At 68.7% G+C, this 22,485-nt stretch carries 17 protein-coding genes and 1 tRNA gene; 12 read left to right on the forward strand and 6 right to left on the reverse strand.

Annotated elements, in window-relative coordinates:
• From EPO51_RS20100 to EPO51_RS20155, 12 genes are all read left to right on the forward strand, one after another.
• On the forward strand, positions 1–202 hold a 202-nt coding region (locus EPO51_RS20100), incomplete at its 5' end, for an acyl-CoA dehydrogenase family protein (RefSeq protein WP_293348127.1).
• A 522-nt stretch (positions 203–724) separates the two neighbouring features.
• Positions 725–2,155 (forward strand): efflux transporter outer membrane subunit, encoded by a 1,431-nt coding sequence (locus tag EPO51_RS20105; protein WP_293353904.1) that lies wholly within the window; start codon positions 725–727, stop codon positions 2,153–2,155.
• Positions 2,156–2,164: 9 nt separating this feature from the next.
• On the forward strand, positions 2,165–3,466 hold the full coding sequence (locus EPO51_RS20110) for an efflux RND transporter periplasmic adaptor subunit (RefSeq protein ID WP_293353906.1): 1,302 nt from the start codon (positions 2,165–2,167) through the stop codon (positions 3,464–3,466).
• Positions 3,463–4,179: an ABC transporter ATP-binding protein gene (locus EPO51_RS20115; protein WP_293353908.1), complete on the forward strand. Its 717-nt coding sequence runs from the start codon at positions 3,463–3,465 to the stop codon at positions 4,177–4,179. Before EPO51_RS20110 ends, EPO51_RS20115 begins: the two co-directional genes overlap by 4 nt.
• Positions 4,176–5,396 carry an ABC transporter permease gene (locus EPO51_RS20120; protein WP_293353910.1) on the forward strand — a complete coding sequence of 407 codons (1,221 nt, stop codon included), beginning with the start codon at positions 4,176–4,178 and terminating at the stop codon, positions 5,394–5,396. Before EPO51_RS20115 ends, EPO51_RS20120 begins: the two co-directional genes overlap by 4 nt.
• Positions 5,397–5,676: 280 nt before the next feature.
• On the forward strand, positions 5,677–5,895 hold the full coding sequence (locus EPO51_RS20125; RefSeq protein WP_293353912.1) for a hypothetical protein: 219 nt from the start codon (positions 5,677–5,679) through the stop codon (positions 5,893–5,895).
• Positions 5,896–6,081: 186 nt separating this feature from the next.
• Positions 6,082–8,223 carry a lantibiotic dehydratase gene (locus EPO51_RS20130; protein WP_293353914.1) on the forward strand — a complete coding sequence of 714 codons (2,142 nt, stop codon included), beginning with the start codon at positions 6,082–6,084 and terminating at the stop codon, positions 8,221–8,223.
• Complete coding sequence (locus EPO51_RS20135; protein WP_293353916.1) at positions 8,220–9,944, forward strand: B12-binding domain-containing radical SAM protein; 1,725 nt, start codon at positions 8,220–8,222, stop codon at positions 9,942–9,944. The genes EPO51_RS20130 and EPO51_RS20135 overlap by 4 nt, the downstream gene beginning before the upstream one ends.
• The gene (locus tag EPO51_RS20140) at positions 9,935–11,884 is read left to right on the forward strand and encodes a B12-binding domain-containing radical SAM protein (RefSeq protein WP_293353918.1); all 1,950 of its coding nucleotides are present in this window, start codon (positions 9,935–9,937) and stop codon (positions 11,882–11,884) included. The genes EPO51_RS20135 and EPO51_RS20140 overlap by 10 nt, the downstream gene beginning before the upstream one ends.
• Positions 11,885–12,018: 134 nt before the next feature.
• The gene (locus tag EPO51_RS20145; protein ID WP_293353920.1) at positions 12,019–13,362 is read left to right on the forward strand and encodes a radical SAM/SPASM domain-containing protein; all 1,344 of its coding nucleotides are present in this window, start codon (positions 12,019–12,021) and stop codon (positions 13,360–13,362) included.
• Entirely contained in the window at positions 13,355–14,338 is a 984-nt protein-coding gene (locus tag EPO51_RS20150; RefSeq protein ID WP_293353922.1) for a JmjC domain-containing protein, read from the forward strand. The genes EPO51_RS20145 and EPO51_RS20150 overlap by 8 nt, the downstream gene beginning before the upstream one ends.
• A 746-nt stretch (positions 14,339–15,084) precedes the next feature.
• A tRNA-Arg gene (locus EPO51_RS20155) sits at positions 15,085–15,161 on the forward strand.
• A 190-nt stretch (positions 15,162–15,351) separates the two neighbouring features.
• On the opposite strand, the gene EPO51_RS20160 is transcribed toward EPO51_RS20155, so the two are convergent.
• The 6 genes from EPO51_RS20160 to EPO51_RS20185 form a co-directional block, all read right to left on the reverse strand.
• Entirely contained in the window at positions 15,352–16,053 is a 702-nt protein-coding gene (locus tag EPO51_RS20160) for a TetR/AcrR family transcriptional regulator (RefSeq protein WP_293353924.1), read from the reverse strand.
• Between the two features lie 75 nt (positions 16,054–16,128).
• Positions 16,129–17,490 (reverse strand): MFS transporter, encoded by a 1,362-nt coding sequence (locus EPO51_RS20165; protein ID WP_293353926.1) that lies wholly within the window; start codon positions 17,488–17,490, stop codon positions 16,129–16,131.
• Between the two features lie 4 nt (positions 17,491–17,494).
• Positions 17,495–19,741, reverse strand: coding sequence for a TonB-dependent receptor (locus tag EPO51_RS20170; RefSeq protein WP_293353928.1), 2,247 nt, complete (start codon positions 19,739–19,741; stop codon positions 17,495–17,497).
• A 115-nt stretch (positions 19,742–19,856) separates the two neighbouring features.
• The gene (locus EPO51_RS20175) at positions 19,857–20,513 is read right to left on the reverse strand and encodes an RraA family protein (protein ID WP_293353930.1); all 657 of its coding nucleotides are present in this window, start codon (positions 20,511–20,513) and stop codon (positions 19,857–19,859) included.
• Positions 20,510–21,175 (reverse strand): RraA family protein, encoded by a 666-nt coding sequence (locus tag EPO51_RS20180; RefSeq protein ID WP_293353932.1) that lies wholly within the window; start codon positions 21,173–21,175, stop codon positions 20,510–20,512. The genes EPO51_RS20175 and EPO51_RS20180 overlap by 4 nt, the downstream gene beginning before the upstream one ends.
• Entirely contained in the window at positions 21,172–22,479 is a 1,308-nt protein-coding gene (locus EPO51_RS20185) for an aromatic ring-hydroxylating dioxygenase subunit alpha (protein WP_293353934.1), read from the reverse strand. Before EPO51_RS20185 ends, EPO51_RS20180 begins: the two co-directional genes overlap by 4 nt.
• Positions 22,480–22,485 lie beyond the last annotated feature (6 nt).

Genomic DNA, 22,485 nt, shown 5'->3' on the forward strand with positions numbered 1-22,485 from the left:
CATGCTGAAGCGCAACAACTGCGGCAAGGCGCTGGATATCGCCCGCGTCGCCCGCGACATGCACGGCGGCAACGGCATCTCGGGCGAGTACCACGTCATGCGCCACGCTTCGAACCTGGAAACGGTGAACACCTACGAGGGCGCCCACGACGTCCACGCCCTCATCCTGGGCCGCGCGATCACCGGCGAGAGCGCGTTCTAAGCGGCCTGATCCTCCCTCGTTTCAGGAGTGTCGGACAAGCGCTCCGCGCCGGGCGTTTCGGAGACCTTCAAGCGGGAGGCGGTGGACTGTGCGAGGAGCAGCGGGCTGTCGGCCGGCGCGGAGGAGCGCCTTCGCGGAGAACCGGCTGCAGGGCCCTTCGGCCGGAGTGCCTTCGGCTACCTTGCGGGGGACCGAAGCTGCGCGAAAGGCGCTCCGACGTTCGCCGAGGGCGGAGCCCTGAGCCCGGACGGCCGTGAGGCCGGCCATCCACGAAAGACTGGCGGCGAGGGGGTCAATTTGCCGACCCAATCCCGCCCGGCGCAGGCGATGGGACTGCTGATCCGCCCAAGAGAGGCGTCATGCAGGAACACCCTCATCGAGAGGGCGGAGCGGCGCCTGGCCAAAGGCAAGCCTGCACAAAAATCTTCTCAGCTTGAGGTGTGTCAAAGCGGTGAGCGGCAAAGTTGGGCAGTTCACCACGGGTTCCGCCTCTGGGGCGCACGAGCACGAGGTGGAGGACGATTGACCCGCTTGCTGCATATGCCTCTGGTGGCCATCGGCGCTGTGGCGGTCCTGCTTGCCGGCTGCGTCGCGGGTCCTGACTACCGGGCGCCCACGCTTGTCGAGCTGAAGGTCCCTGACGAGTTCACGGCCGCCGCGCCGCCGACTTCCGCCGACGCTGACCTCGCCCGCTGGTGGCAGGCGTTCGGCGACCCCACCCTGACCGCCCTGGTGGAACGCGGACTCGCCGCCAACCTCGACATCGACGAGGCGGGATCGCGGGTGCGGGCGGCGCGCGCCGATCTGCGAGCGGCGCGGGGCGCTCTGCTGCCAAGCCTGGAGGCGTTCGGCTCGGGAACCCGCCAGGTCGGCGAGCGTACGTCGGGCCAGACCGTCGACCGCACCAGCTACCAGATCGGCTTCGACGCCGCCTACGAGGCCGACATCTTCGGCGGCGGACGCCGTTCGGTCGAGGCCGCCCGGGCCACGGCCGAAGGGACGCGGGCCAGTCTGCGGGCGGTCCAGCTCACCGTCGCCTCTGAGATCGCGCTCAACTATTTCGACGCCCGCGAGGCACAGGCCAGGCTGCGCATCGCCCGCGACACCCTCTCCACCCTGGACGAGACGGTGGAGATCACCGGCTGGAGGCTTAAGGCGGGCCTGGTGGGATCGCTCGACCTGGAGCAGGCGCGCCAACTCCGCGCCCAGACCGCGGCGAGCATCCCGGCGATCGAGACGACCTACGCCGCCGCCGCCAATCGGTTGGCGGTGCTGCTGGGCGAGGCCCCGGGCGCGGTGAACGACCTGCTCGAACCCGCCGCCGAGCCGCTCAAGGCGCCGGCTGTCCTTCCCGCGGCGATCCCCGCCGAAGTGGTCCGCCGGCGGCCGGACGTGGGGCTGGCCGAACGCACCCTGGCGGCGGAGACCGCCCGCATCGGCGTCGAGGCGGCCCAGCTCTATCCGGCGCTCGTGCTCAGCGGGACCTTCTCCGGCTCGGGGGCGTCGCTGTCGAAGGCCGGGGACGACATGGCCGGCAGCCTGGTGGCCGGGATCACCGCCCCGATCTTCCACGGCGGCCAGATCCGCGCCGCGGTGGAGGCCCAGCGGGCCAGTACGGCCGGCGCCCTCGCCGCCTATCGCACCAGCGTCCTCACCGCCCTGGAGGAGACCGAGAACGCCCTCGTCTCGGTGTCCGCCGCCGACCGGCGGGAACAGGCCCTGATCGCCGCCGAGGCCGCCGCCCGCACCGCCGCCGAGATCGCCCGCATCCAGTACCGCTCCGGCCGGACCGACTTCCAGTCGCTGCTGGAATCCGAGCGCACCCTGCTCTCCAGCCAGGACAGCCTGGCCTCGGCGCGGGTCGCCAGGGCCGCCGCTGCGGTCCAGCTCTACAAGGCCCTGGGCGGCGGCTGGCAGGCCGCACCCGAGCCCTCCAGCGTCGCCGCTCCCTAGAGGACTCCCATGGACCAGACCATCGGCGCGCGCGCCAAGATCGACAGCTTCCTGGGCGTGAAGCCCGGCTCGCGCCGGCCTCGAGCGCTGATGGTCGCCGCCCTGGTCGTGGGCGTGGCGTCGGCCCTGCTGATCTTCCTCCTGCTCCGCGGTTCGGGCGACGAGCCCCGCTTCGCCACCGCCGCCGTCGAGCGCGGCGACCTTCGGGTGACCGTCTCGGCGACCGGCAACCTCGCCCCCACCAACGAGGTGGAGGTCGGCTCCGAGCTCTCGGGCATCGTCAGCGCGGTCTATGTCGACAACAACGACCGCGTGACCAAGGGCCAGATCCTGGCCCGGCTAGACACCTCCCGCCTGGAGGATACGGTCCGCGAGAGCGAAGCCGGCCTGGCTTCGGCGCAGGCCAGCGTCGCCCAGGCCCAGGCCACCCTGACCGAGACGCGCGCGAGCCTCGGCCGCATGGAGGAGGTCTATCGACTGTCCGCCGGCAAGGCGCCCTCCGCCACCGAGCTGGACGTCGCCCGCGCCGAACAGGCCCGCGCCGCGGCCAACCTGCGCGCCGCCCAGGCCGCCGTCGGCCAGGCCCGGGCGAGCCTGTCGTCCAACCGCACTCAACTCTCGAAGGCCTCGATCCGCTCGCCGGTGAACGGCGTCGTGCTGTCGCGCGATGTGGAACCCGGCTCCACCGTGGCCGCGACCCTGAACGCCCCCGTGCTGTTCACCCTGGCCGAGGACCTCTCGAAGATGCAGCTCGAGGTGAAGGTCGACGAGGCCGACGTGGGCCAGGTGAAGGACGGCCAGAAGGCCACCTTCCAGGTCGACGCCTATCCCGGCCGGACCTTCAACGCCGTGGTCAAGCGTCTGGACGTGGGCTCTACCACCACCACGAGCTCCAGCGGCTCAGGCCAGGTGGTGGCCTATACGGCGGTGCTGACCGCCGAGAACCCCGACCTCGCGCTCCGTCCCGGCATGACCGGCACGGCCGCCATCGTGGCGACGGAGAAGGCGAACGTCCTGCTGGTTCCGAACGCCGCCCTGCGCTTCACGCCGTCGGCGACCGCCGTGGCTGCGAGCGGCGGGGCGACCAGCATGCTGCTGCCGCGGGGGATGCGCCAACAGGGCAAGGCGGCCGACGTCGCCATCGGACGCGGAAGCCGCCAGACGCTCTACGTCCTGCAGGACGATGGCGAGCTGCAGGCAATTTCGGTCCAGGCCGGCGACAGCAACGGCAGCCAGACCGAGGTCGCCGGCGACGGACTGAGGGCCGGGATGAAGGTCGTCACCGGCCAGCTCGCCGGGGCGGCGCAATGACGGCCGAGCCGCTGATCTCGCTGCGCGGCGTCACCAAGACGTTCGGCAACGGCGAGGCGGCTTTCCAGGCGCTGAAGGGCATAGACCTGGACGTCCAGACGGGCGACTTCGTGGCGGTGATGGGCCCATCCGGCTCGGGCAAGTCCACGATGATGAACATCCTGGGCTGCCTCGATACGCCCACGAGCGGCGAGTACGTCTTCAAGGGCGTCCACGTGGAGCAGCTCGACAGGGACCAGCGGGCCCTGCTGCGGCGGCGCTATCTCGGCTTCATCTTCCAGGGCTACAACCTGCTCGCCCGGACCAGCGCGCTCGAGAACGTCGAGCTGCCGCTGCTCTACCGCGGCGAGCCGAAGCGGACCCGCCGGGACACCGCGATGGACGCCCTGCGGAAGGTCGGGCTGGAGGACTGGTCGCACCACACCCCCGCGGAGCTCTCCGGCGGCCAGCAGCAGCGGGTCGCGATCGCCCGAGCGATCGTCACCCAGCCCGACGTGCTGCTCGCCGACGAGCCCACCGGCAACCTCGACACCGAGCGCTCGCTCGAGATCATGCGGCTGCTCGAACGATTCAACGACGAGTCCGGGATCACCATCCTGATGGTGACCCACGAGCCGGACATGGCGGCCTTCGCGCACACCACCGTGAAGTTCCGCGACGGCCTGGTTGAGGCGGTCGAGGTCGGTCGGCCCCGCGCCGGAGCCGTTCCATGAACGCCGTCCTGATCACCACCTTCGCCCTGGCGCTCCGGGAGATCCGCCGGCACCTGATGCGCTCGTTCCTGACCGTGCTCGGGATCGTCATCGGCGTGGGCTCAGTGGTCACCATGGTGACGCTGGGCAACGGGACGACCGCCGCCGTCCAGGAGCAGATCTCCAGCCTCGGCGCCAACATCCTGCAGATCCGCCCCGGCCAGGGGTTCGGTCGCGGCGGCGGCGGCGGCGCGCAGCCGCGGTCCTTCGATGCCGCCGACATCGAGGCGCTCCGGCAGCAGGTGGCCGGCCTGGTGTCGGTCGCCCCCCTGGTTCAGTCGTCCGGCCTGGCGGTCCGCAACGCGGCCAACTGGTCGACCACCGTCTACGGCACCAGCAACGACTACCTGAAGGCCCAGTCGTGGAGCATGGCTAAGGGACGCACCTTCACGCCGGCCGAGGAGCAGGCCGGCAAGACGGTGTGCGTCATCGGCTCCACCGTCCGACGCAATCTCTTCCGCGAAGAGGAGCCGGTGGGCCAATCCATCCGCGTCCGAGACCTCTCGTGCGAGGTCGTGGGCGCGCTGGCGACGCGCGGGTCCAGCATGGGCCCGATGGACCAGGACGACGTGGTGATCATGCCGGTGAAGGCCGTGCAGCGCCGGATCACCGGCAACCAGGACGTCAGCATGATCATGGTCTCGGTAGACCCGGCCTACGATTCCAAGACCGTTCAGGCCTCTATCAAGTCGCTGCTGCGCGAGCGCCGCCGGCTACAGCCGACCGAGGCGGACGACTTCAACATCTTCGACACCCAGCAGATCTCGGAGACCCTGCAGAGCACGACCCAAATGCTGACCGGCCTGTTGGGCGCCGTGGCCGCGGTCAGCCTGCTGGTGGGCGGCATCGGGATCATGAACATCATGCTGGTCTCGGTGACCGAGCGCACCCGCGAGATCGGCATCCGCCTGGCCATCGGCGCGCTCGGGCGCGAGGTCCTGCTCCAGTTCCTGGTGGAGGCCGTGGTGCTGGCGAGCCTGGGCGGCCTGCTGGGCTTGACGCTGGCCCTGGGCGCAAGCCTGCTCCTCGCGCCGATGCTGCAGGTCCCCTACATCTTCGATCCGACCATCAACCTGGTCGCTTTCTTCTTCTCGGCCCTGATCGGGGTGCTGTTCGGCTATTTCCCCGCCCGCCGAGCCGCGCGGCTCAACCCGATGGACGCGCTTCGTCACGAGTAGCATTCGGAGGCCTCATAGGCCCTGGTTGTCGCTCTCGCCAAAGCTGGTGAACAGCACGTCTTCCTGCTCGCCGCACGTTTGGTCGAACCTGCGTCTGGCCGCCCTAAGATGGTCGCGGCCCTCGCGGCCGCCCGGGGGAACCCGTCGCTGACCGTGACTCAGGTCACATCGTTCGTCGAACCTGATCACATTCTGATGATAGCGGCCCGGACCCGTTTCAGTGACGGTGCTCCTGCGATACAACCGGAGGGTTCGGGAGTGCAATCAGCAGGAGCGGGCCATGGCCGACTTCAATCCGAAAACGATGACCGTGAAGGAACTCAAGAACGCCTCCGTTGAGACCCTCAAAACGGAACTACCCAATCTCGCGAATGCGCTCGGAGTGTCGCCCGGCGAACTCTTCAGGGCGCTGTCCGGTAGCAGCGCGGACGATCGCGCGATCGGCGACCTGCAGAACATGCGGCGGCTCGCAGACTGCTGCAGTTCGGACAACTGGTAGTTGCGGTTCGCTCCCTTGAGCGAACCTGTATTGGGCTTGGCGGCACGCATCTCGCGCTGAGGCGCGTGATGCCGCCGCCGCCGCCCTTCGTTTCAGTCTGAGACCCGCTGGCGGAACACGCCGCGGCTCGTTGTTCGGAACGATCTCCACCTCCGGAGAGCGGTCGCGGCGTGCTGGTCATAACTCATGCTCCCGAGCCTTCTGATCGGCGCCCGCCAGCGGTTTCATTCGGACTTCATCTGGCGAAGCACCGGCTTCGCACTCGAGACCCTGGAAGAGTTCGCCATGGATGAATTCGCCGAGGAGCTTCGACGGTTGACATCCGGGCCACCGCTCCAGCCCCGCGCCTATGCGGGCGATGTCCCAGCAGGCTTCGCGGCGCGGTTTGAGCAGCGCTTCGCCACCTTGAGGAAGCGCCTTCACGCGGTCGCGGGCTCGGTGCGGGTCCAAATGGCCGTGGCGTCCTCGTCGCCCACCGCCGCCGAGCAGCTGCGGTTCCCCGCCGAGGCGGCCAGGGCGCGCAGGACAAGCGCCATCCGCCGCCGCGAGCGGCTCGGCATGCGCTACCTGCAACGGCTGACCACCAAGTGCGAGACCTCGGCTTTTTTCGGGCCCATCGCGACGGGCCGGTTTTGCCGAACCGACACGCTGGTCGATCTGGAGCACCACCCGGGCGGCTACCGTGGCGCGGGGTATGTGGGGGAACGGTTTCTTGGCGGAATCCTCCGGCAGCTCCGGCAGGACCCAGGCGTGCTGAGCGGACTGTCCGTTCGCCGCCGCAGCGGCGTGGCGTTCGCCGCGTCCGACATCGTCGTGCATCCTCGGTTCGGCGCCTTGCGCCTCGACCTCCGAGCTGTACGAGCTCTCGCCGAGGCAGCGCAGCCAGTTCGAGTCGAGGACCTGCTGCGACATTGGCGCGGCGAACGTCAGACCGGATTGGTCGCCCTGTTCGCGCTGGTCGAGCTCGGCCTGATGAGCGACGACCTCGAGGCAGCCTGGCATGCGACCGACCCCGTGGTTGCGCTCCGGTCCCATGTAGCGCGAAGCGCCGAGCGGTCGGCGCTGACCACCCTGCTCGATCTCCTGGACGAGGCCCTCGCCACCTGGCCCCGCGCCGACGCACTCGCCAAAGGCAAGACCTTGGCGGCGCTCAACTTGGCGGGACATGCGTGCGGTGTGGCGCCCGTCGAGGGGGGCGCGCGCTTCTACGGCGGGCACCTGCCCGTCTTCGAGGACGGATTCGCCGCCGACAACCGGCTTTGCATCGATGAAGCCTGGGCCGATCCGTTTCTGCACGACCTGGCGGGCGTCATCAGAGCGTCGGTCGCCGCGGACGCCGCGTGCGCCGGGGCGACCCGTCGGCGGGTCGCGCGACAGATGGCGCGGGCGGGGGTGCGCCGCATCGGCCTCGCCGACTTCCTTCAGCGCTTTCCCGGCGCCGGTGAAGGCGTCCAGAACGGGAATGACGGGGCCGCCTCGGCGCGCTCCCAGGCGGTCATCACCAGCCCCGATGTCCTGATCGCCGCGCACGACCTGGAAGGAGTTCGCCGCGGCGACTGCGAATGGATTCTGTCGGAGTGTCACAGCAGCGTGGCCGCCGCGAGCTTCTTCATCCGGCCGATGCCGGGCGCAGCCGGATGGCTGGACGGAATCGACCGGTTCCTCGCCAGTCGGTTCACGCGCTCAGCCCTGATCGCCCTGACCGGCGCGCGGGACAACAAGACCGCCTTCACCGGCGTCCTGCGGAGCGCGCGCTATCTCGAGACTGGGCTTTCGGCGCACCCGGACGCGAACACCATTCAGAGCTCAGAACTGGATGTCGTCGCCGAAGACGACCTGCGTCTGGTCCTGCGGGATACGGGGCGGCCCCTAACGCTGCTGCCCGGCCATCCCCCCGGCACGGCGCCGGGGCTCGATTGCTTCCGCACGCCGCGCTACGCACCCCTCCAAAGCGAGTCGGCTTCTAATGCGCGCGCGCGCCACGGCCGGGTCGTCTACCGACGCGCCCGCTGGACCGTTGAGGCCGACGCCCTGCCGCCACCGGGCTCGGACGTCCTTGAGGTCTTCTGCTGGGGCCAATTCACGCGGCAGGCCTATGGGCTGCCGCGCTGGATTTTCGTGCGCGCGCCCTCTGAACGGAAGCCGCTCTGCATCGATCTCTCCAATCCGTTCCTGTGCGAGGAACTTCACGCCCTGCTGCGCCGCGACGGTGCGCTCTCCGTCGAGGAGATGCACCCCGCGCCGACCGATGCGTGGGTGCGCGGCGCGGACGGACGATACCTGGGCGAACTTCGTCTCCTCTATGCGGACGAGGGAGCGGCCGCATGACCGCGTCCTATCTCCGGGTCGCCCTGGTGCTGCCGCCAGTGCAGTCCTTCAACATGCCCTATTCCGCCCCTGCGGCGCTGGCCTCCCTTCTGCAGGAGCGGTTCGGCGCACAGACGCTGGTGGTGGACGCCGGCGTCGAATGGCTGGCGTCGGCCTTGCGCGACGCCGATCCGGCGATCGCGGCGGATCTTGGCCGTCTGCGCGATCCGAGCGCCTATCGCGACGCCTTCGCCCTTCGCGAGGCGCACGCTCACGCCGAGGCCGCGCTGCAGGCGCTCACGGCACGCTGGGCGCCCGAGACGGTGCAACTCTCCGGCGAGTACGTGCCGCCGGACCGCTTCGAGAACTGGGACGAGGTTCGTCGGTCGCTCGAACGTCCGACGGAACGCATGTTCGACGGTTATGTGCGCCGGGAGCTGATCCCCAAGCTCCGGAGCTTCCATCCGCAGATCGTGGGATTGAGCGTCCCCTTCGATTGGATGCTCTGGCCCACGCTGCGCCTGCTGCGGTTCCTGCGTCGGTCCTGTCCCGACGTCGTCACAATCGTTGGCGGACCAGCCATCCAGCGGTTGTGGAACGAGGGCCAGGCCGAATTCTTCGACATCCTGGATGCTGATTGGGCGGCGATCGGTGACGGCGAGCGGGCGCTGATCGATCTGGTGGGGTGGGTGTGCCGGGGCGAGGAGCCCCAGGACCCTGCGTTGGTGCGCCTCCCGCCCGAAGCCGCGCCCAAGCCGCGCCCACAACCCGCGGGTTTCTATGATCGCGGCGTCGTCCCGGACTATTCGGACCTAGACCTCGCCGCCTACCTGCGCCCTGAGCCCATACTCCCCATCCCAGCGTCCGAGGGATGCTACTACGGCCGCTGCCGCTTCTGCTCGCGGCAGCGCCGGGATCAAGCGGTAACCTTCGTGGAGACACCCGGTCGGCAGGTCGCCGAGGCGATGCGCAGACTGCAACGGCAGCTCGGGGTCACGCAGTTCGTCCTGACGGGCGACATCCTCACCCGTCGCTTCCTCCTTGGGGTGGCGAACGACTTGAGCATGGACAACGCGCCCCTCAATTGGTTCTGCGAAGCCAGCTTCAAGGCGTCCATGGCCGGACGCTTAACGGAAGCGGACTGCGAGCGGCTCTATGCCGGCGGCTGCCGTCTGATCCTCAACGGACTCGAGTCCGGCTCAGCGCGAATCCGCGAGCTGATGGATTGCCAAGTCAACGAAGCGATGTTCCGGCGGACGTTGAGGCGCCTCTCCGACGCCGGAGTCGTGCCCTATGTGACGATAGTGTTCGGATATCCGGGAGAGACCGCCGAAGACCTGATGGCCACGGCGGAGTTCATCCGCACGCACCAGGAGACGTGTGTGTTCGCCACGTCCCGCTTCGAGATCGTGCCGGGCACACCCCTCGCCGATCAGCTGCAACAGGATCCCCGTGTGCGGTGCACCCCGCGCTCCGTCCTCGAGGGCGGCTGGGACCACGACGCCGAGGACACCTTGGGTGACGCGGCCGCCAGAGCGATCCTGGAGCGGGACCTCGGCGGCATGTTCGGGCGGTTCCCCCAGTTTTACCGACAGATTCCCGTGCTGATGCAATTGCTGTCGAAGACTTGGCCCCGCCCGGTCCCACGCCGGCCTGCCAATCGCCGGGAGCGCGTCAGAGCCCTCGCGCAGAGTCCCTCGGGAGCGGGTGACCGACTGGGGGGAGGCGAGCAATGGACCTGATGACCGCGAGGCCGCCGCACGGGCGGGAGACCTCCAGCGCGCGCGCGATCAGCGACTTGGGCTCGACGCCGGTGCTGCTCTTCAACCTTCCCGAGGTGACGCTCGAACCGAACCTCCCCTTCCCGCCGCTCAGTCTCCAAGTGCTGCGCGACGGCGTGGCCGAGGTCGGTGGCGTCGCCCTCTGCTTCGACCTCGCGCCGTTTGGGCCGCGGATCGCTGAGCGGCTGACGACCGCGGAGTTCGCCGAATTGTTCCGCGCCAACGCCGAGCGTAGCCACCTTGCCGCGACCGGCGCCCACGAGCTCGAGCTGCCGCCCGCCTGCCTCGCCGCGGTGCAGGAGTGCGGCCTCATCGCGCGGGTCGTGGCCTTGGCGCAGCAGCACGCGCCGCTGCTCGTGGGGCTGTCGATTCAGGGCACGCCGTACGCGAGCGATCGCTTCGCCATCGGTCTCTGCAAGGCCCTGGCGAGAGCGCTCCGAAGCGACGGGATAGCCGCACCGGTGGTGGTGGGCGGCGCCCGGACGATCGAGAAGACGGACGTTCAGCGTGAGCTCATGGCCGAGCCGGGGATCGACTACCTCGTCCGCGGCAACGGGCTACGCTCGCTCAAGCAGCTGGCAAAGGGCGTGGCCGACGAATGCCTGGTCCCGCGCGACGTGCGCGGCCTGGTATATCGGGAGGGGCCAGCGATCAGCTTCGCCCGGGGCGCGGACCCGCCGTGGGGCCACATGGCCGTGCCCATCTGGGCGGACCGCGCGGCCCTTCCGCACTATCGCCGCACCGTCGCCGAGTTGGCGCCCCAGGCGGCGCATGTCTCCGAGCTGGCGGGGCGGCTGCGGACCGAGATCTGCCCTCTCGCGTTCCAGTTCACCGTGGGATGCGTCAGCGACTGCGCCTTCTGCAACCGCGCCTCGGAGCATGGCAAGATCTCTCCCCCGAAGGAGGTGGTGGACCAGATCGAGGCCGCCGTCACCGAGTTCGGGGTCCGCGAGTTTCTGTTCCTGAACAGCGAGCTGAACTTCGGCCGCACCTACGTTCACCGCTTCTGCGAAGAGATCATCCGGCGCCGGCTCGACATCCGGTGGGTCGACAGCTGCGAGTTCCGCGGCCTCGACCGCGACACCCTCGAGATCATGCGCGACGCAGGCTGCGTGGCGCTCTGGTTTGGCCTGGAATCCGTCTCGGAACGGATCCTGAGTTACATCCAGAAGCGGGTCGTTCCCGAACACGCGGTTCGCATCCTTAGCGAGGCAGACCGGTTGGGAATCTTCAGCTGCCTGAACTTCATTTGCGGCTTGCCTTCCGAAACCGCGGACGATGTGGAAATCACGGCGAATTTCCTCCGCGACCACCATGCGGTGATCAACGCCACGATGGTGAACATCTTCTACCTGCAGGGAGGTCCCTTCGCTGACACCCCGGAACGCTTCGGCCTCGCGATGCGCGGCTATCAGGAGCAGGTCGGCCAGACGACAAGCCAGGCATTCGACGAAACCTTCGCGGGGGGCCTCAATTGGGAGGCCAAAAAGGAGCAAATGCTCGGCTCCTTCGCCCGAATCCGCGCGGTGAACGATCAATATATCCCGCGCAACAGCCACAACATGCCCCTCGTGCTCGCGCTTCACCGCGCCCTCGGCGGCGACAAGCCGGCGATCGTGCGGGCGCTTCAGCGCATGTCAGACCCCGCGCTCGGAAACTTCCTGGGAAGCCATCATCAGATCGTTCGCCGCGAGGGCGAGACCTACCTGCTGGAGCCGAGGCGCCAGGAGGTGCTGCGGATCAACGAGATCGTCGCGCGGTGTTCGGAGTTGCGGCACCTGATGGTGTGGCCCCACGTCCGCAGCCGCCTGTGCGCTGAATTTTCCGAACCGGCGGTCGACGCCGCCATCGCGGCGATCCGGGAGCTGGAAGCCAAAGGCTATTTCCTGAACGAGGTGTAGATATGGCCGAGCCGCATTTCACCACCGTGATCCGGGCGCGTCCGGGGAAGTCGACGCCGTCAAGGCCCGCTGAAGCCGCCGCCTCCGCCGCCCTGCTCGCTGCCGATTTGAGTCCGGCGGCCCGACGCGTTCGGATGCTCCTGGTCGATCGCGCCGGCGACCAAGCCTATGCCTTCGACCCAGAGAGCGCCGACATCCAGCTCATCCCGCCGGAGGTCGAGTCCGTGTTGCGGGCCTCACAGGCCGGCGAGGCGGTTCCGGAGGCGCTGCTGGAGGCCCTCCGAGAAGTCCTTGGGCTGGACGGCGATCCGGAGGTTGTGGCCTCAGAGCCCGCCTACGATCGCTGGGGCGTGACGGTGCATCTGAACCACGTCTGCAACCTGGCATGCGAGTATTGCTACGCCGACGGTCGAACCTCGGACTCTGACGGCAACGTCAAGGGCGCCTACGGCGGCCATTCGAGCGTGATCAGCGATGGTGTGCTGGCCGAGGGCATGGAAAAGTTCATGCGCGACGCCCCCACCGACGACGTGGTGATCAGCTTCCTCGGCGGGGAGCCGCTCCTGTCGGAGACCCGCTTCGTCGAGGCGATCCGCATCATCGACGAGAAGGCCTCGAAGTACGGCCGTCGCCCGACGTTCCAACTGACCACGAACGGGACGAGGAACACGCCGGAAATCCTGCGCTGCCTGCAGGACCACGGGTTCAGCGTGGTCGTGAGCGTCGATGGCGACCGCGCCACGCACAATCGGCAGCGCCCAAAGGCCGGGGGCGCCGAGTCCTACGATCAGGTGCTCCGTGGTGTGGGGCAACTACGCGACGCCGGGGTGCGGCTGGGCGTGCGGATGACCGCCATCCGCGGGCGCCCGGGGATAGAGGCCGCGCACCGCTCGCTCGCGCAGGCGGAAGCCGAGGCGGTCGGCTTCCAGTTCCACATGTACGGCGGAGATGCGCTTCGGCCTTTCGCCCAGGAGGAGCGCGAACGGCTCTTCGCACACTACGTTGCGGTGGCCCATGCGATCCTCGACGGCGACCCGGGCGCCCGGAAGCTTACGACCATCCGCGACGTGCTTCAGGACATCGCCACGAAGAACAAGAAGCAGCACCACTGTGCGGCAGGCCGCTGGTCCAACACGCTCACCCCGAACGGCGACGTCTATCCCTGCCATCGGTTCGCGGGCATGGCGCAGTTCCTCACCGGCAACGTCCTCGAGGACGGATTCACGTTCACGTCCCAGGCTCAGTTCGAGGACAACACCGTCAGTAGCCGGGTCGTGCGCCGCGACGGCACCCAGAACTGCGCCCTCTGCTACGCCCACAACACTTGCGGCGGCGGCTGCGCACAGATCGCCGCGGCCAATACGGGAAACATCGACGAGCTGCCGCCGTTCTTCTGCCAGGAGACCCGCCTGCGGGTGCAGGCGGCTGTCCGCGCGCTGGTTGAGCGGCTCGTCGCGCGGCCGCAACCGGATGCTTGACCTTGCGCCCCAAGCGGAGGTCGCGAGCGACGAAGCCTTCTTCGCCCCGATAGGGCGCGACCAGTTCGTAACGGACTTCTGGGGCCGGCGGCCGGTGCGCCTCCCCGGCTGGCAGACGCGGTTCGCTACCCTCTATAGCCTGGACGCCTTTCAGCGCGATCTAGTGGGCGCCGTGTCGCCCGACCGTCCACGGGCCCCGCCGCCGCTCCTGAAGGCGGTCCATAACCGCGATGGCGGCGGCGCCGTCTTCCATCCCCCGGCCAACCTTGCGATGGCGCTCTTCGACGGTGGAATGACCCTCTGCGCTTCGGGGCTGGAAGCGCATGACGCCCGACTTTCCCATGCCCTCGACTGGCTGAAGGGCCAGCTGAAGTTTGCGGGCAAGGCCGAGATCAACGCCTACTACTCACCCGAGGGCGAGGGCTTCGCGTGGCACTACGATTGCCAGCACGTCTTCATCTTGCAGATCGCCGGATCGAAACGTTGGGAATTCTCCGAGGAGCCGGGCGTGCATTCACCGCCCCTGGCGATTGCGCTCAACGTCGCGAGCGCTCCCCAGGGAAGCGCCGCGGCTCGCCTTGCCGGGCTCGATATCCGCCTACCAGCGGATCTCGAGATCCATGAGGGCCGGCTAAATCCGGGCGACGCGCTCTACCTTCCACCCGGGGTCTGGCACCGCGCGTTCGCGGACACCTACTCGTTCGCCCTCACCTTGACGTTGCAACCCCTATCCCTGGCGCAGGTCTTGCGCTCGGTCGTCACCTTGCTGGCGAACACCGACGTGGTGGGTCGGCGCGATCTCCACCGCGGAACGACGGATCCCCGTCAGGGTCTTGGCTCCGAATACGACAGCGCCAGCAACGCGTTCCTGTCCAACCTGTGGACGAAGCTCGCCAAAATGGACGCGGCGGACCTCGTGAAGCTTTATGGCGAGCTGCAGCAGGAGGAGCTGCTGCAGCGTCTCGCCGACGCTTAGGCGCGTGAGGCTGGCGGCCGGAGGCGCGCGCTGCAGCCACGCGCAAAGCGGCATTCCCAGTCAGTCCCCCAGCAGGGATGCTGCGCGCGGCTGAAGCGATCCAGCGGCTCACCGAGCGCAAGGCTCACGGCAAGATCGTCGTGGAGTTGGACGCGGCCTGAACCAGATGGCGCGCCGCGCGTCGCGCCGTTGCAGAGCTCGAAGCGGGACGACCGAGCGAGGTCCGGCGGTCGAGGTTGGCGACACAAGAAGACTGAAGGAGGACGGAACTTGATGGCCTTCAACGCGGCAATATCCCGTCACGGTCATGCGGGAGATCATTGCAGGCGTGCCCAGCGGGCATCAAGATGAACTTGGCAGCGCCGCGTGGGTCGTCGTGCGCGACTCAGCTGGCGTAGAGCACCTTGGCCGACTTGGGGTCGGTCAGTCGTCTCCCGCGCTCGGACGGCCGATCGAGCTCATCCCAGGGCCCCATGGTGCGCTCATCCGCGGCACATCGTACGATCGGAGCTTCGGACGTGAGTGACGCGGCGTTGAGGTGATCGTCATGCGCGAGGTCGATCCCAAGTTCGCCTTGGAACCTTCGGCTGCGGAGCGGTGAAACGTACTGACACTTGTCCGTCCATGTCGGCCATGCGAAGCATCGCGCTCAAGTGCTTTCCCTGCCTGCCGTGCCCCAATGTGCGCCCCAAAGCCCGCTTCGGAAACCAGGTAGTCGGGGCATAAGTATTTGATTTTGCGCATGTGGCCCGGTAGCTCAGCAGGATAGAGCAGAGCTTTCCTAAAGCTAAGGTCGGGGGTTCGAGTCCCTCCCGGGCCGCCACCGATCTTCCGCCCGATCCTCAATGCGATCGGCCAGGCGCTGGACGTGAGCAACGCCCTTGGCCGCCAGCCAGCCGTACTCGGCCATGTGGCCGCCCAAGGCGTCGACGATCCGGGTGCGGCGGATGTGCAGGCGCTGATCGCGGCGGGTTCCGAAACCGGCGCCTGGCCTATGCGACGGCGAGCGCCGGCTAGGGCCTGCGCTTCGCCTTGGCAGGCGGGGCGGCCGGCGGGTCGCGGAAGAAGAGGCCCAGGCAGACCCGGACATGTTCGTCGATGAACTCGGGGTCGAAGGGCGAGCGGCCCATGATTTTCTCGACCTCGGACGCCAGCATGTAGATTCGCGTGACCGCGCCGATGAAGATGTATTCGAGGTGGTAAGGATCGCCCTCGACGTAGCGCCCCGCCTTCTGGGCGCCGCGGATGAGTTCCGCGCGCGCGTCGAAGGTATGGCGCAGGTACTCCTCGATCAGCCAGTCGAGCTGCGGGCTTGGGCTGGCGGCCACGTGGGCCATGATCCGGTGGAAGTCGAGGTTGGAAGCCCCGAAGCGGATGAAATCCTCGTGGATCAGGCGCAGCTTCGTGGCGTCGTCGACGCCGCGAAGGCCCTCGAGCCGCGCGTCGAACGCCGCCCTGTACGTGGCCAGGATGCTGGAGATCGCCTCGCGCCAGAGGCCTTCCTTGCTGGTGAAGTGGTAGGTGACCAGCGTGTGCTGGAGGCCGGCGTTGGTGGCGATGGTGCGGGTCGAGGCGCCCTCGTAGCCGTTGCGGGCGAACTCTTCGATCGCCGCCTCGATGATCTTGCGGCGGGTGTCGAGCGTGCGCTGCTGGACTGCCCGCTCGCGCTTGCGCGGCGCGGCCGGGGCTCCATCGTTCTGTGCCGTCGCTCGCAACGCTTCACCTCGTCTGCGCCGGGACGGACATCGCGCCCGAGTCCCTAAAGCCCGCGCCGGACAATCTGTCGTTGTCTAACCTTCCTCGTGAGCGCGGCCAAGCGACGATCCTGGCCACTCAGTTGATTTAGCCGCGGGCTTGATATCCGGCTGGTCAAGGATTCCCCCGCGACTCCAGAAGAAGAGCAGGAACGCCGGCAGGCAGATCGCGGGCGCGAGGATCGAGAGCGCGGGGCCAAGCGCCTGGCCGCTCGGGTCGAAGCCGGAGCTGATCGCGGCCGCCGCGGTCGGGCCGATCCCGAGGCCCAGCAGGGTGATGCACATCAGGAGGAGCGCCACGAACGTCGCGCGCATTCGTGGCGGCGCCAAAGCCTGGAGCCCGACGACCACGTTGTTCGCCGCCCCGACCAGGAAGAAGGCGCCGCAGGCATGCAAGACCAGAAAGGCGATCGCGCTCGATTGGAGGGGCGCCATCACGGCGAAGGACCCGCCCAGCGCGATGCAGGCCATGGAGGTGAGCGCCACGGCGTCGCGTCGTCCGCGCCGCTCGAGCACGCGGGTCAGTTGCGGAGCCGCGAGCGTGCCGCCAAGTCCCGCCAGCAGCCCGGCGATGCCGAAGGCGTATCCTGCCTGCTGGATCGACAGGTCGAACTGGCGGCGCAGCAGCTCGGGGCCCCAGGCCGAGTAGGCGTACCCCACCGCCTGGGTCAGGCCGGCCCCGGCGAACAGCCCGACGAAGAGGCGTGCGCGCGCACGAAGGTGGGCCATGACCTCCGACAGCCCGGGCGCGCCCTCGCCGGCCTGCGCGCGGGCCGGTTCACGTACGGTGAGGGCGAACAGGAGCCCGCAGGCCAGACTGGGCGCGCCGACGATCACCAGCACGAGCTGCCAGGCGCCGAGCGGCAGCGCATGGCCGCCGGCGGCGGCCGCGTCGACGCCCTGGACGACCATCGCGCCCACCACATAGGCTCCGGACGCCCCGGCCATTCCCGCCGCCGAATAGATGCTCGCCGCTCGCGCCCGCTGTTCCGGCGGGAAGAGATCGCCGATCAGGGAATAGGCGGACGGCGTGAGGGCCGCCTCGCCGATCGCCAGGCCGATGCGCAGGACCATGAGCAACCAGAACGAACCGGCGAACCCCGACGCCACCGTGGCCAGGCCCCAGAGCAGCACGCCCGCGACGATCAGCTTGCGTCGGTCGCCGCGGTCGGCGAGCCGGGCGATCGGCAGTCCCACGAGGGCGTAGAAGACGGCGAAGGCGGGTCCGAACAGCAGGCCGAGCTGGAGATCGGAGACGCCCAGGTCCGCCTTGAGGGGCGCGACCAGCAGCGCCAGGATCACCCGGTCGACGAACGACAGGATATAGAGGAGCCCGAGGAGCGCGACGGTCCACCAGGCTGCTCCGGACGCGCGCGGGGAGGATGCGGCGCCCGCCATCCGACTAGCGCCGGATCCGGAACTGCAGGACCACCGACCGCGGCGGGTTGATGATGCCGTACCAGGCCGGCGTGTTGCCGCCGGCGCCGGTCCCCGAGACCGAGGTGACGAACTGGGGCTCGGTGACGTCGGTCAGGTTCTTGCCGAGCAGCGCCACCTCCCAGCCGGCCGCCTCGTTCTCGACGGCGACCCGCAGGTTGAGCTTCCCGAAGCCGTCGCGCAGCGGCGCGTCCAGGTTCACCCCCACGTTCGGCTGGTAGTAGGTCTTGGACATGAATTCGAGGCTGCCCAGGACCTTGAGGGTCAGGTCGTCGCTGAGCGGACGGGTGAAGTTGGCGTCGAGCGTGCCGCTCCATTTGGGCGCACGGGGCTGGCGAAGCCCGTCGACGGCCACCGGCACGGCGGGGGCCGGCGGGACGGTCTCGGTGAAGATCGAGTCGGCGTAGACGACGCCGCCGCTGAGCCGCAGCCCGTCGGCCACGCGGAGGCTGCCGTTCAGCTCCACGCCCCGGGACCGGACGTCGATGTTGGTGACCACGGTCTGCGAGACGCCGGGGTTGCCGACCACGGCGGTGCGCGAGAACTGGAAGTTGTCGACCGTTGTCTGGAACAGGGCCACGTCGAGTGACGCGCGGTCGAAGACGAACTTGCCGCCGGCTTCGACCGTATAGGCCGTCTCTCCGGTGTAGGGCGCGCCGGCGATGGTGGTGGGCGCGTTCTGGAAGCCACCGCCCTTGCTGCCCTTCGAGGCCGAGACATAGACCATCCGACCCGGCTCGAACTTGTACTGGAGGCCGATGTCCCCATCGACGTCCTCTTCCTTGTTCGAAAGCCTGGTGCGCGGGTAGGCCGGGAACGCGCCGCCCAGGTTGCCGGCGCCTTGCGGCCGGAACAGCGACGCGTCCTTCTTTTCGCTGGTGTAGCGCAGGCCAACGCTGGCGTTCAGCTTGTCGGTCAAGGCATAGGTGGCCTGGCCAAAGGCCGAGATCGTCTCGGTCTTCTGATTGTACAGCGAGAGCGCCGTGCCAAAGAGCGCCGAGGGCGCGAAGCCGTAGATCGACCGGTTCAGCGTCCAGTCGTTGTGGAAGTAGAAGACCCCGGCCAGATAGGTCAGCTTGCCCTCGGAAGGCGAGGCGATCCGGAATTCCTGCGAGTACTGCTGGTTCTTCTCGTTGTCGCCGAGGTTGAAGAGATTGGCCTTGAGGAAATCCAGGTCGCTCAGCCGCTCGGCCTGCCAGTCGACGTAGGCGCTCTGGGAGGTCAGCGTATGGCCCCCGAGGCGCCAATTGGCGATCAGGTTGATGCGGTCGGACTTCTGGTTGTCGAACGGTGTCGGGCCGGCCGGCACGCCGGCCCCGAAGGCGTCCGAGCCACTCTGGCTGCGTCGATCCGGCCGGCCCTCGAAATTTAGCTGGCCCGTCGCAACCGCACGATTGGCGAGGGTCAAGCCGACCACGGCGTCGCGCACCACCTCGAGCGACTGCCCCGTCTGCTCGTGGTCGTCGTGCTGGTAGATCAGGGTGACGTCGACGGCCTCGCTGGGCGTCCAAACCGCGCTGAGACGGCCGGAGACGTCCCGCGTGTCGGGCTGCCGTCCAGAGTACGGATTGCGCACGAAGCCGCCGTCGTCGACGTAAAGGCCCGACAGCCGGACGCGGAGCGTTTCGCTCACGGGGATATCGACCGAGGCGTCCACGCGCGGCGTGTCGGTCTTGAAGTCGTAGCTGGTCTCCAGGCTGTACCCGAACGCATCCCGCGGCCGGCGCGTGACCATCGTGATGGCGCCCAGCGTGGTGTTCTTGCCCAGCAGGGTCCCCTGGGTGCCCTTCACCATCTCGATGCGGTCGAGGTCGTAGATGGGCGTGACGTAGTCGCGGGTGTGCGCCGAATAGACGCCGTCGATGAACAGGGCGACCGAAGCCTCCACCGAGAACAGGGCCGAGTTCGAGCCCAGCCCGCGGAAGGTGACGGCGGGCAACCCGCCGACGCCGCTGGCCATCACCAGGCCCGGGGCCACGCCGTTCAGTTCGTTGGCGCTGGTGACCGAGAGCGCCTGCAGCTTCTCGGCTCCGACCACGGCCACCGTCAGCGGCGCGTCGGATACGGTCTCGGCTCGCTTCCGCGCGGTGACGATCACTTCCGCAACGCTCTCGGGCGCGGCTCTCGCGCTCTCCTGCGCCCAGGCGATCCCGGGGAGCGCACAACCCGCGAGCAACATCGCGGCCAGACGCGGCGTTTGCCGTCCAAACATCGTAACCTCCCCCTGCATGTTCCCTGGCTCGATCGGCCACGGCTTATGCTCACTAAATTGACCAACTGGATATATTTATCAATCCGTATTTTGCTGGTCGGGAAATTTATTAGGCCTACGCGCCGCCGCGGGACTGCAGCGCGTGGTACCGCGCCGCCTTGCGGGCCTCGTCCAGGCGGCTCCCCTGCTGCACCGCCTCCCGGATCCGGTCTTCGGCAGCCGCGATTTCGCCCGCGACCTGCAGGACCTCGTCGACGCGGCCCGTCGGGATGGCGACCACCCCGTCTCCGTCGCCCACCAGCCAGTCCCCCGGCTCGACGCGCACGCCCGCGATCTGGACCGGCACGTTGTAGGCGTCGACCGTCACCCGGTCCTTGCCGGTGCGCATGGTGTTGGCGCGGGCGAAGATGGGATAGCCGAGCTCGATGCTGCGGCCGATGTCGCGGCAGACCCCGTCGATGACCGTGCCGGCGATACCCTTGCCGTGCGCCACAAGGGTCAGGATGTCCCCCCACACCGTGGCGTCCAGGCGGCCGTTGTTGTCCAGCACGACCACCTGGCCGGGCTCCACGTCGTCAATGTAGTCGCCGACCGATCCGCCGGATTGACCCACCGGGACCATGCGGATGGTGAAGGCGCGGCCGGCGAACGTCATGGCCCGGTCGAATGGCATCACCCCCAGGCACTGGCCGTCGATCCCGAGCCGGTCCAGCGCGTCGGAGAGCGTGGTGACGCCGATGGCGTTCAGCCTGTCCGCCAGGTCGGGTGTCACGCGCGGGTCTCCTGCTTGAGCATGTCTTCGTAGTCGGCGCCCATGACCTCGCCGATCGGGTCGCCGCGTTCGATGGCCGCGGCCATCAGTTGCTCGCGGGCGTAGATCGCTTCTGCCGCGACGAGCACGGTCTCGGCCGCGCCGGCCGCCACGAAGACGACGCCGCTGCCGTCCGCGAGGACCAGGTCGCCGGGACTGACCGCGACCCCACCCACGGTGATCGGCTCGTTGAAGCTATGCTCGGCGACGCGACCCCGCGCGGTCACGGGGACCGCAGCGCGGGCATAGATCGGCAGCCCGAACTCCAGGCTCTCGTCGAGGTCACGGCAGGCGCCATCGACGATCACCGCCCCGACGCCCTTCTTCACGGCTCCGCGGCTGAGCAGCCCTCCCCAACCGGAGACGTCGATCCGCCCGCGATGCTCGACCACGATGATGTCGCCGGCCTGGCTGGCCATCACGGCGCCCGCGCCGAGATGACGTTTCGGCAGACCGTCCAGCGGCGCGCCGAGCTTGACGGTGACCGCTCGTCCCGCGACCCGCGATCGTATGGTGAGCGGAACAAGGCCCACGACCGCGCCGGGCAGGCCCAGTTTGTCCAGCGCGTCCGATACCGAGCAGGTGTCCAATCGTCTCAGCCGCTCCAGGAGGTCGGGCGTCATGCGTCGGACCCGGCCGGGGTGCGCGCGGCGCCGAGTCCGGTGAACTCCGCGACCTCCAGCCCCATGGCCTCGGCGAACGCTTCGCGCACCCACTCCGGTTGGCCGGCCTGGAACGGATAGGTGGTGGAGAGCATCCGCTTGCGGGGATCGGCGAGGATCTCGGCCTTGGTGAAGCCCTGGGTCACGTCGGCGCGCTCCATCAGCGGCAGCTCGACCCGTACGTTGCGCGCGGGATCGCGGATCAGGCCCTTGGCGTCGGCGCCCTCGGCGATGGCCTTCATCTCCTCGAAGAAGCGCTTGCGGACCATCACGACGCCACGGTCGCTGGCGCCCAGGTGCTCCTGGGTGCGGTCGGTGATCCGCCCCTGCCCGGCCCAGGCCAGGAAGTCCTGGTTGACCACGTGGCTGGTGATCCACCTGCCCTCGGCGTCGAACACCGGCCCCTCCCAGGTGGGGATGCTGGCCTGGACATAGGGTTCCTGCTCGCGCGGCACGCGGTTGAACTTCCAGGTGACGCTGAGCAGGTTCTCGTCGTCGATCGGCACCCGCCACTCGAAGTGCTCGCCCAGGAAGAAGCCATTCGGCCAGAGGCACACGCGGCCGACCGTCCAGTTGGGATGCGCCTCGGACGTGTCCTCCTTGACGCGCTTGTAGACGAAGCCGAATTCGAACTCCTCGAAGGCCAGCTTGAGGTGGGTGGGGCCATAGGGGCCGGACTCGCCGCGCAGCCGTTGACCCCAGTTCTCGTGCATCCACTCGAAGTGGACCGGATCGATGGAGTTCTCCTGGGCCTGGAACCAGTTGCAGGGCACCTCCGAGATCACGATCTGGGCGAAGCCGTTTGGCCACGAGAAGGGCTCCCAGTCGGGCAGCAGCGGCGCGGGCTGCGGTCCCAGATAGGCCCAGACAAGCCCGCCCTTGGCCTCCACCGGATAGGCCTTGAGGGTGATCTTCTCGCGCATCCGCAGTTCCGGATGGGCGGTGTCCTCGTAGGGTTGCTCCACGCAGGCGCCCGTCTCGTCGTAGCGCCAGCCGTGATAGTTGCAGCGCAGGCCACAGGCCTCGACCATCCCATGGCTCAGGTCGGCGCGCCGGTGCGGGCAATGGCGGTCGACCAGACCGAAGGTCCCGCTCAAGTCCCTGTAGAGCACCAGGTCCTCGCCCAGCAGCCGCACGGGCTTGGTCGCGCGGGCGTCGAACTCGGAGACGCCGGCGATCGGGTGCCAGTAGCGGCGCAACAGCTCGCCCATGGGCTTGCCGGGGCCGACCTGGGTGAGCTGCCGGTTCTTTTCTTCGCTGAGCATGAGCTG

The organism is Phenylobacterium sp., assembly GCF_004297125.1.
Classification (GTDB): Bacteria; Pseudomonadota; Alphaproteobacteria; order Caulobacterales; family Caulobacteraceae; genus Phenylobacterium.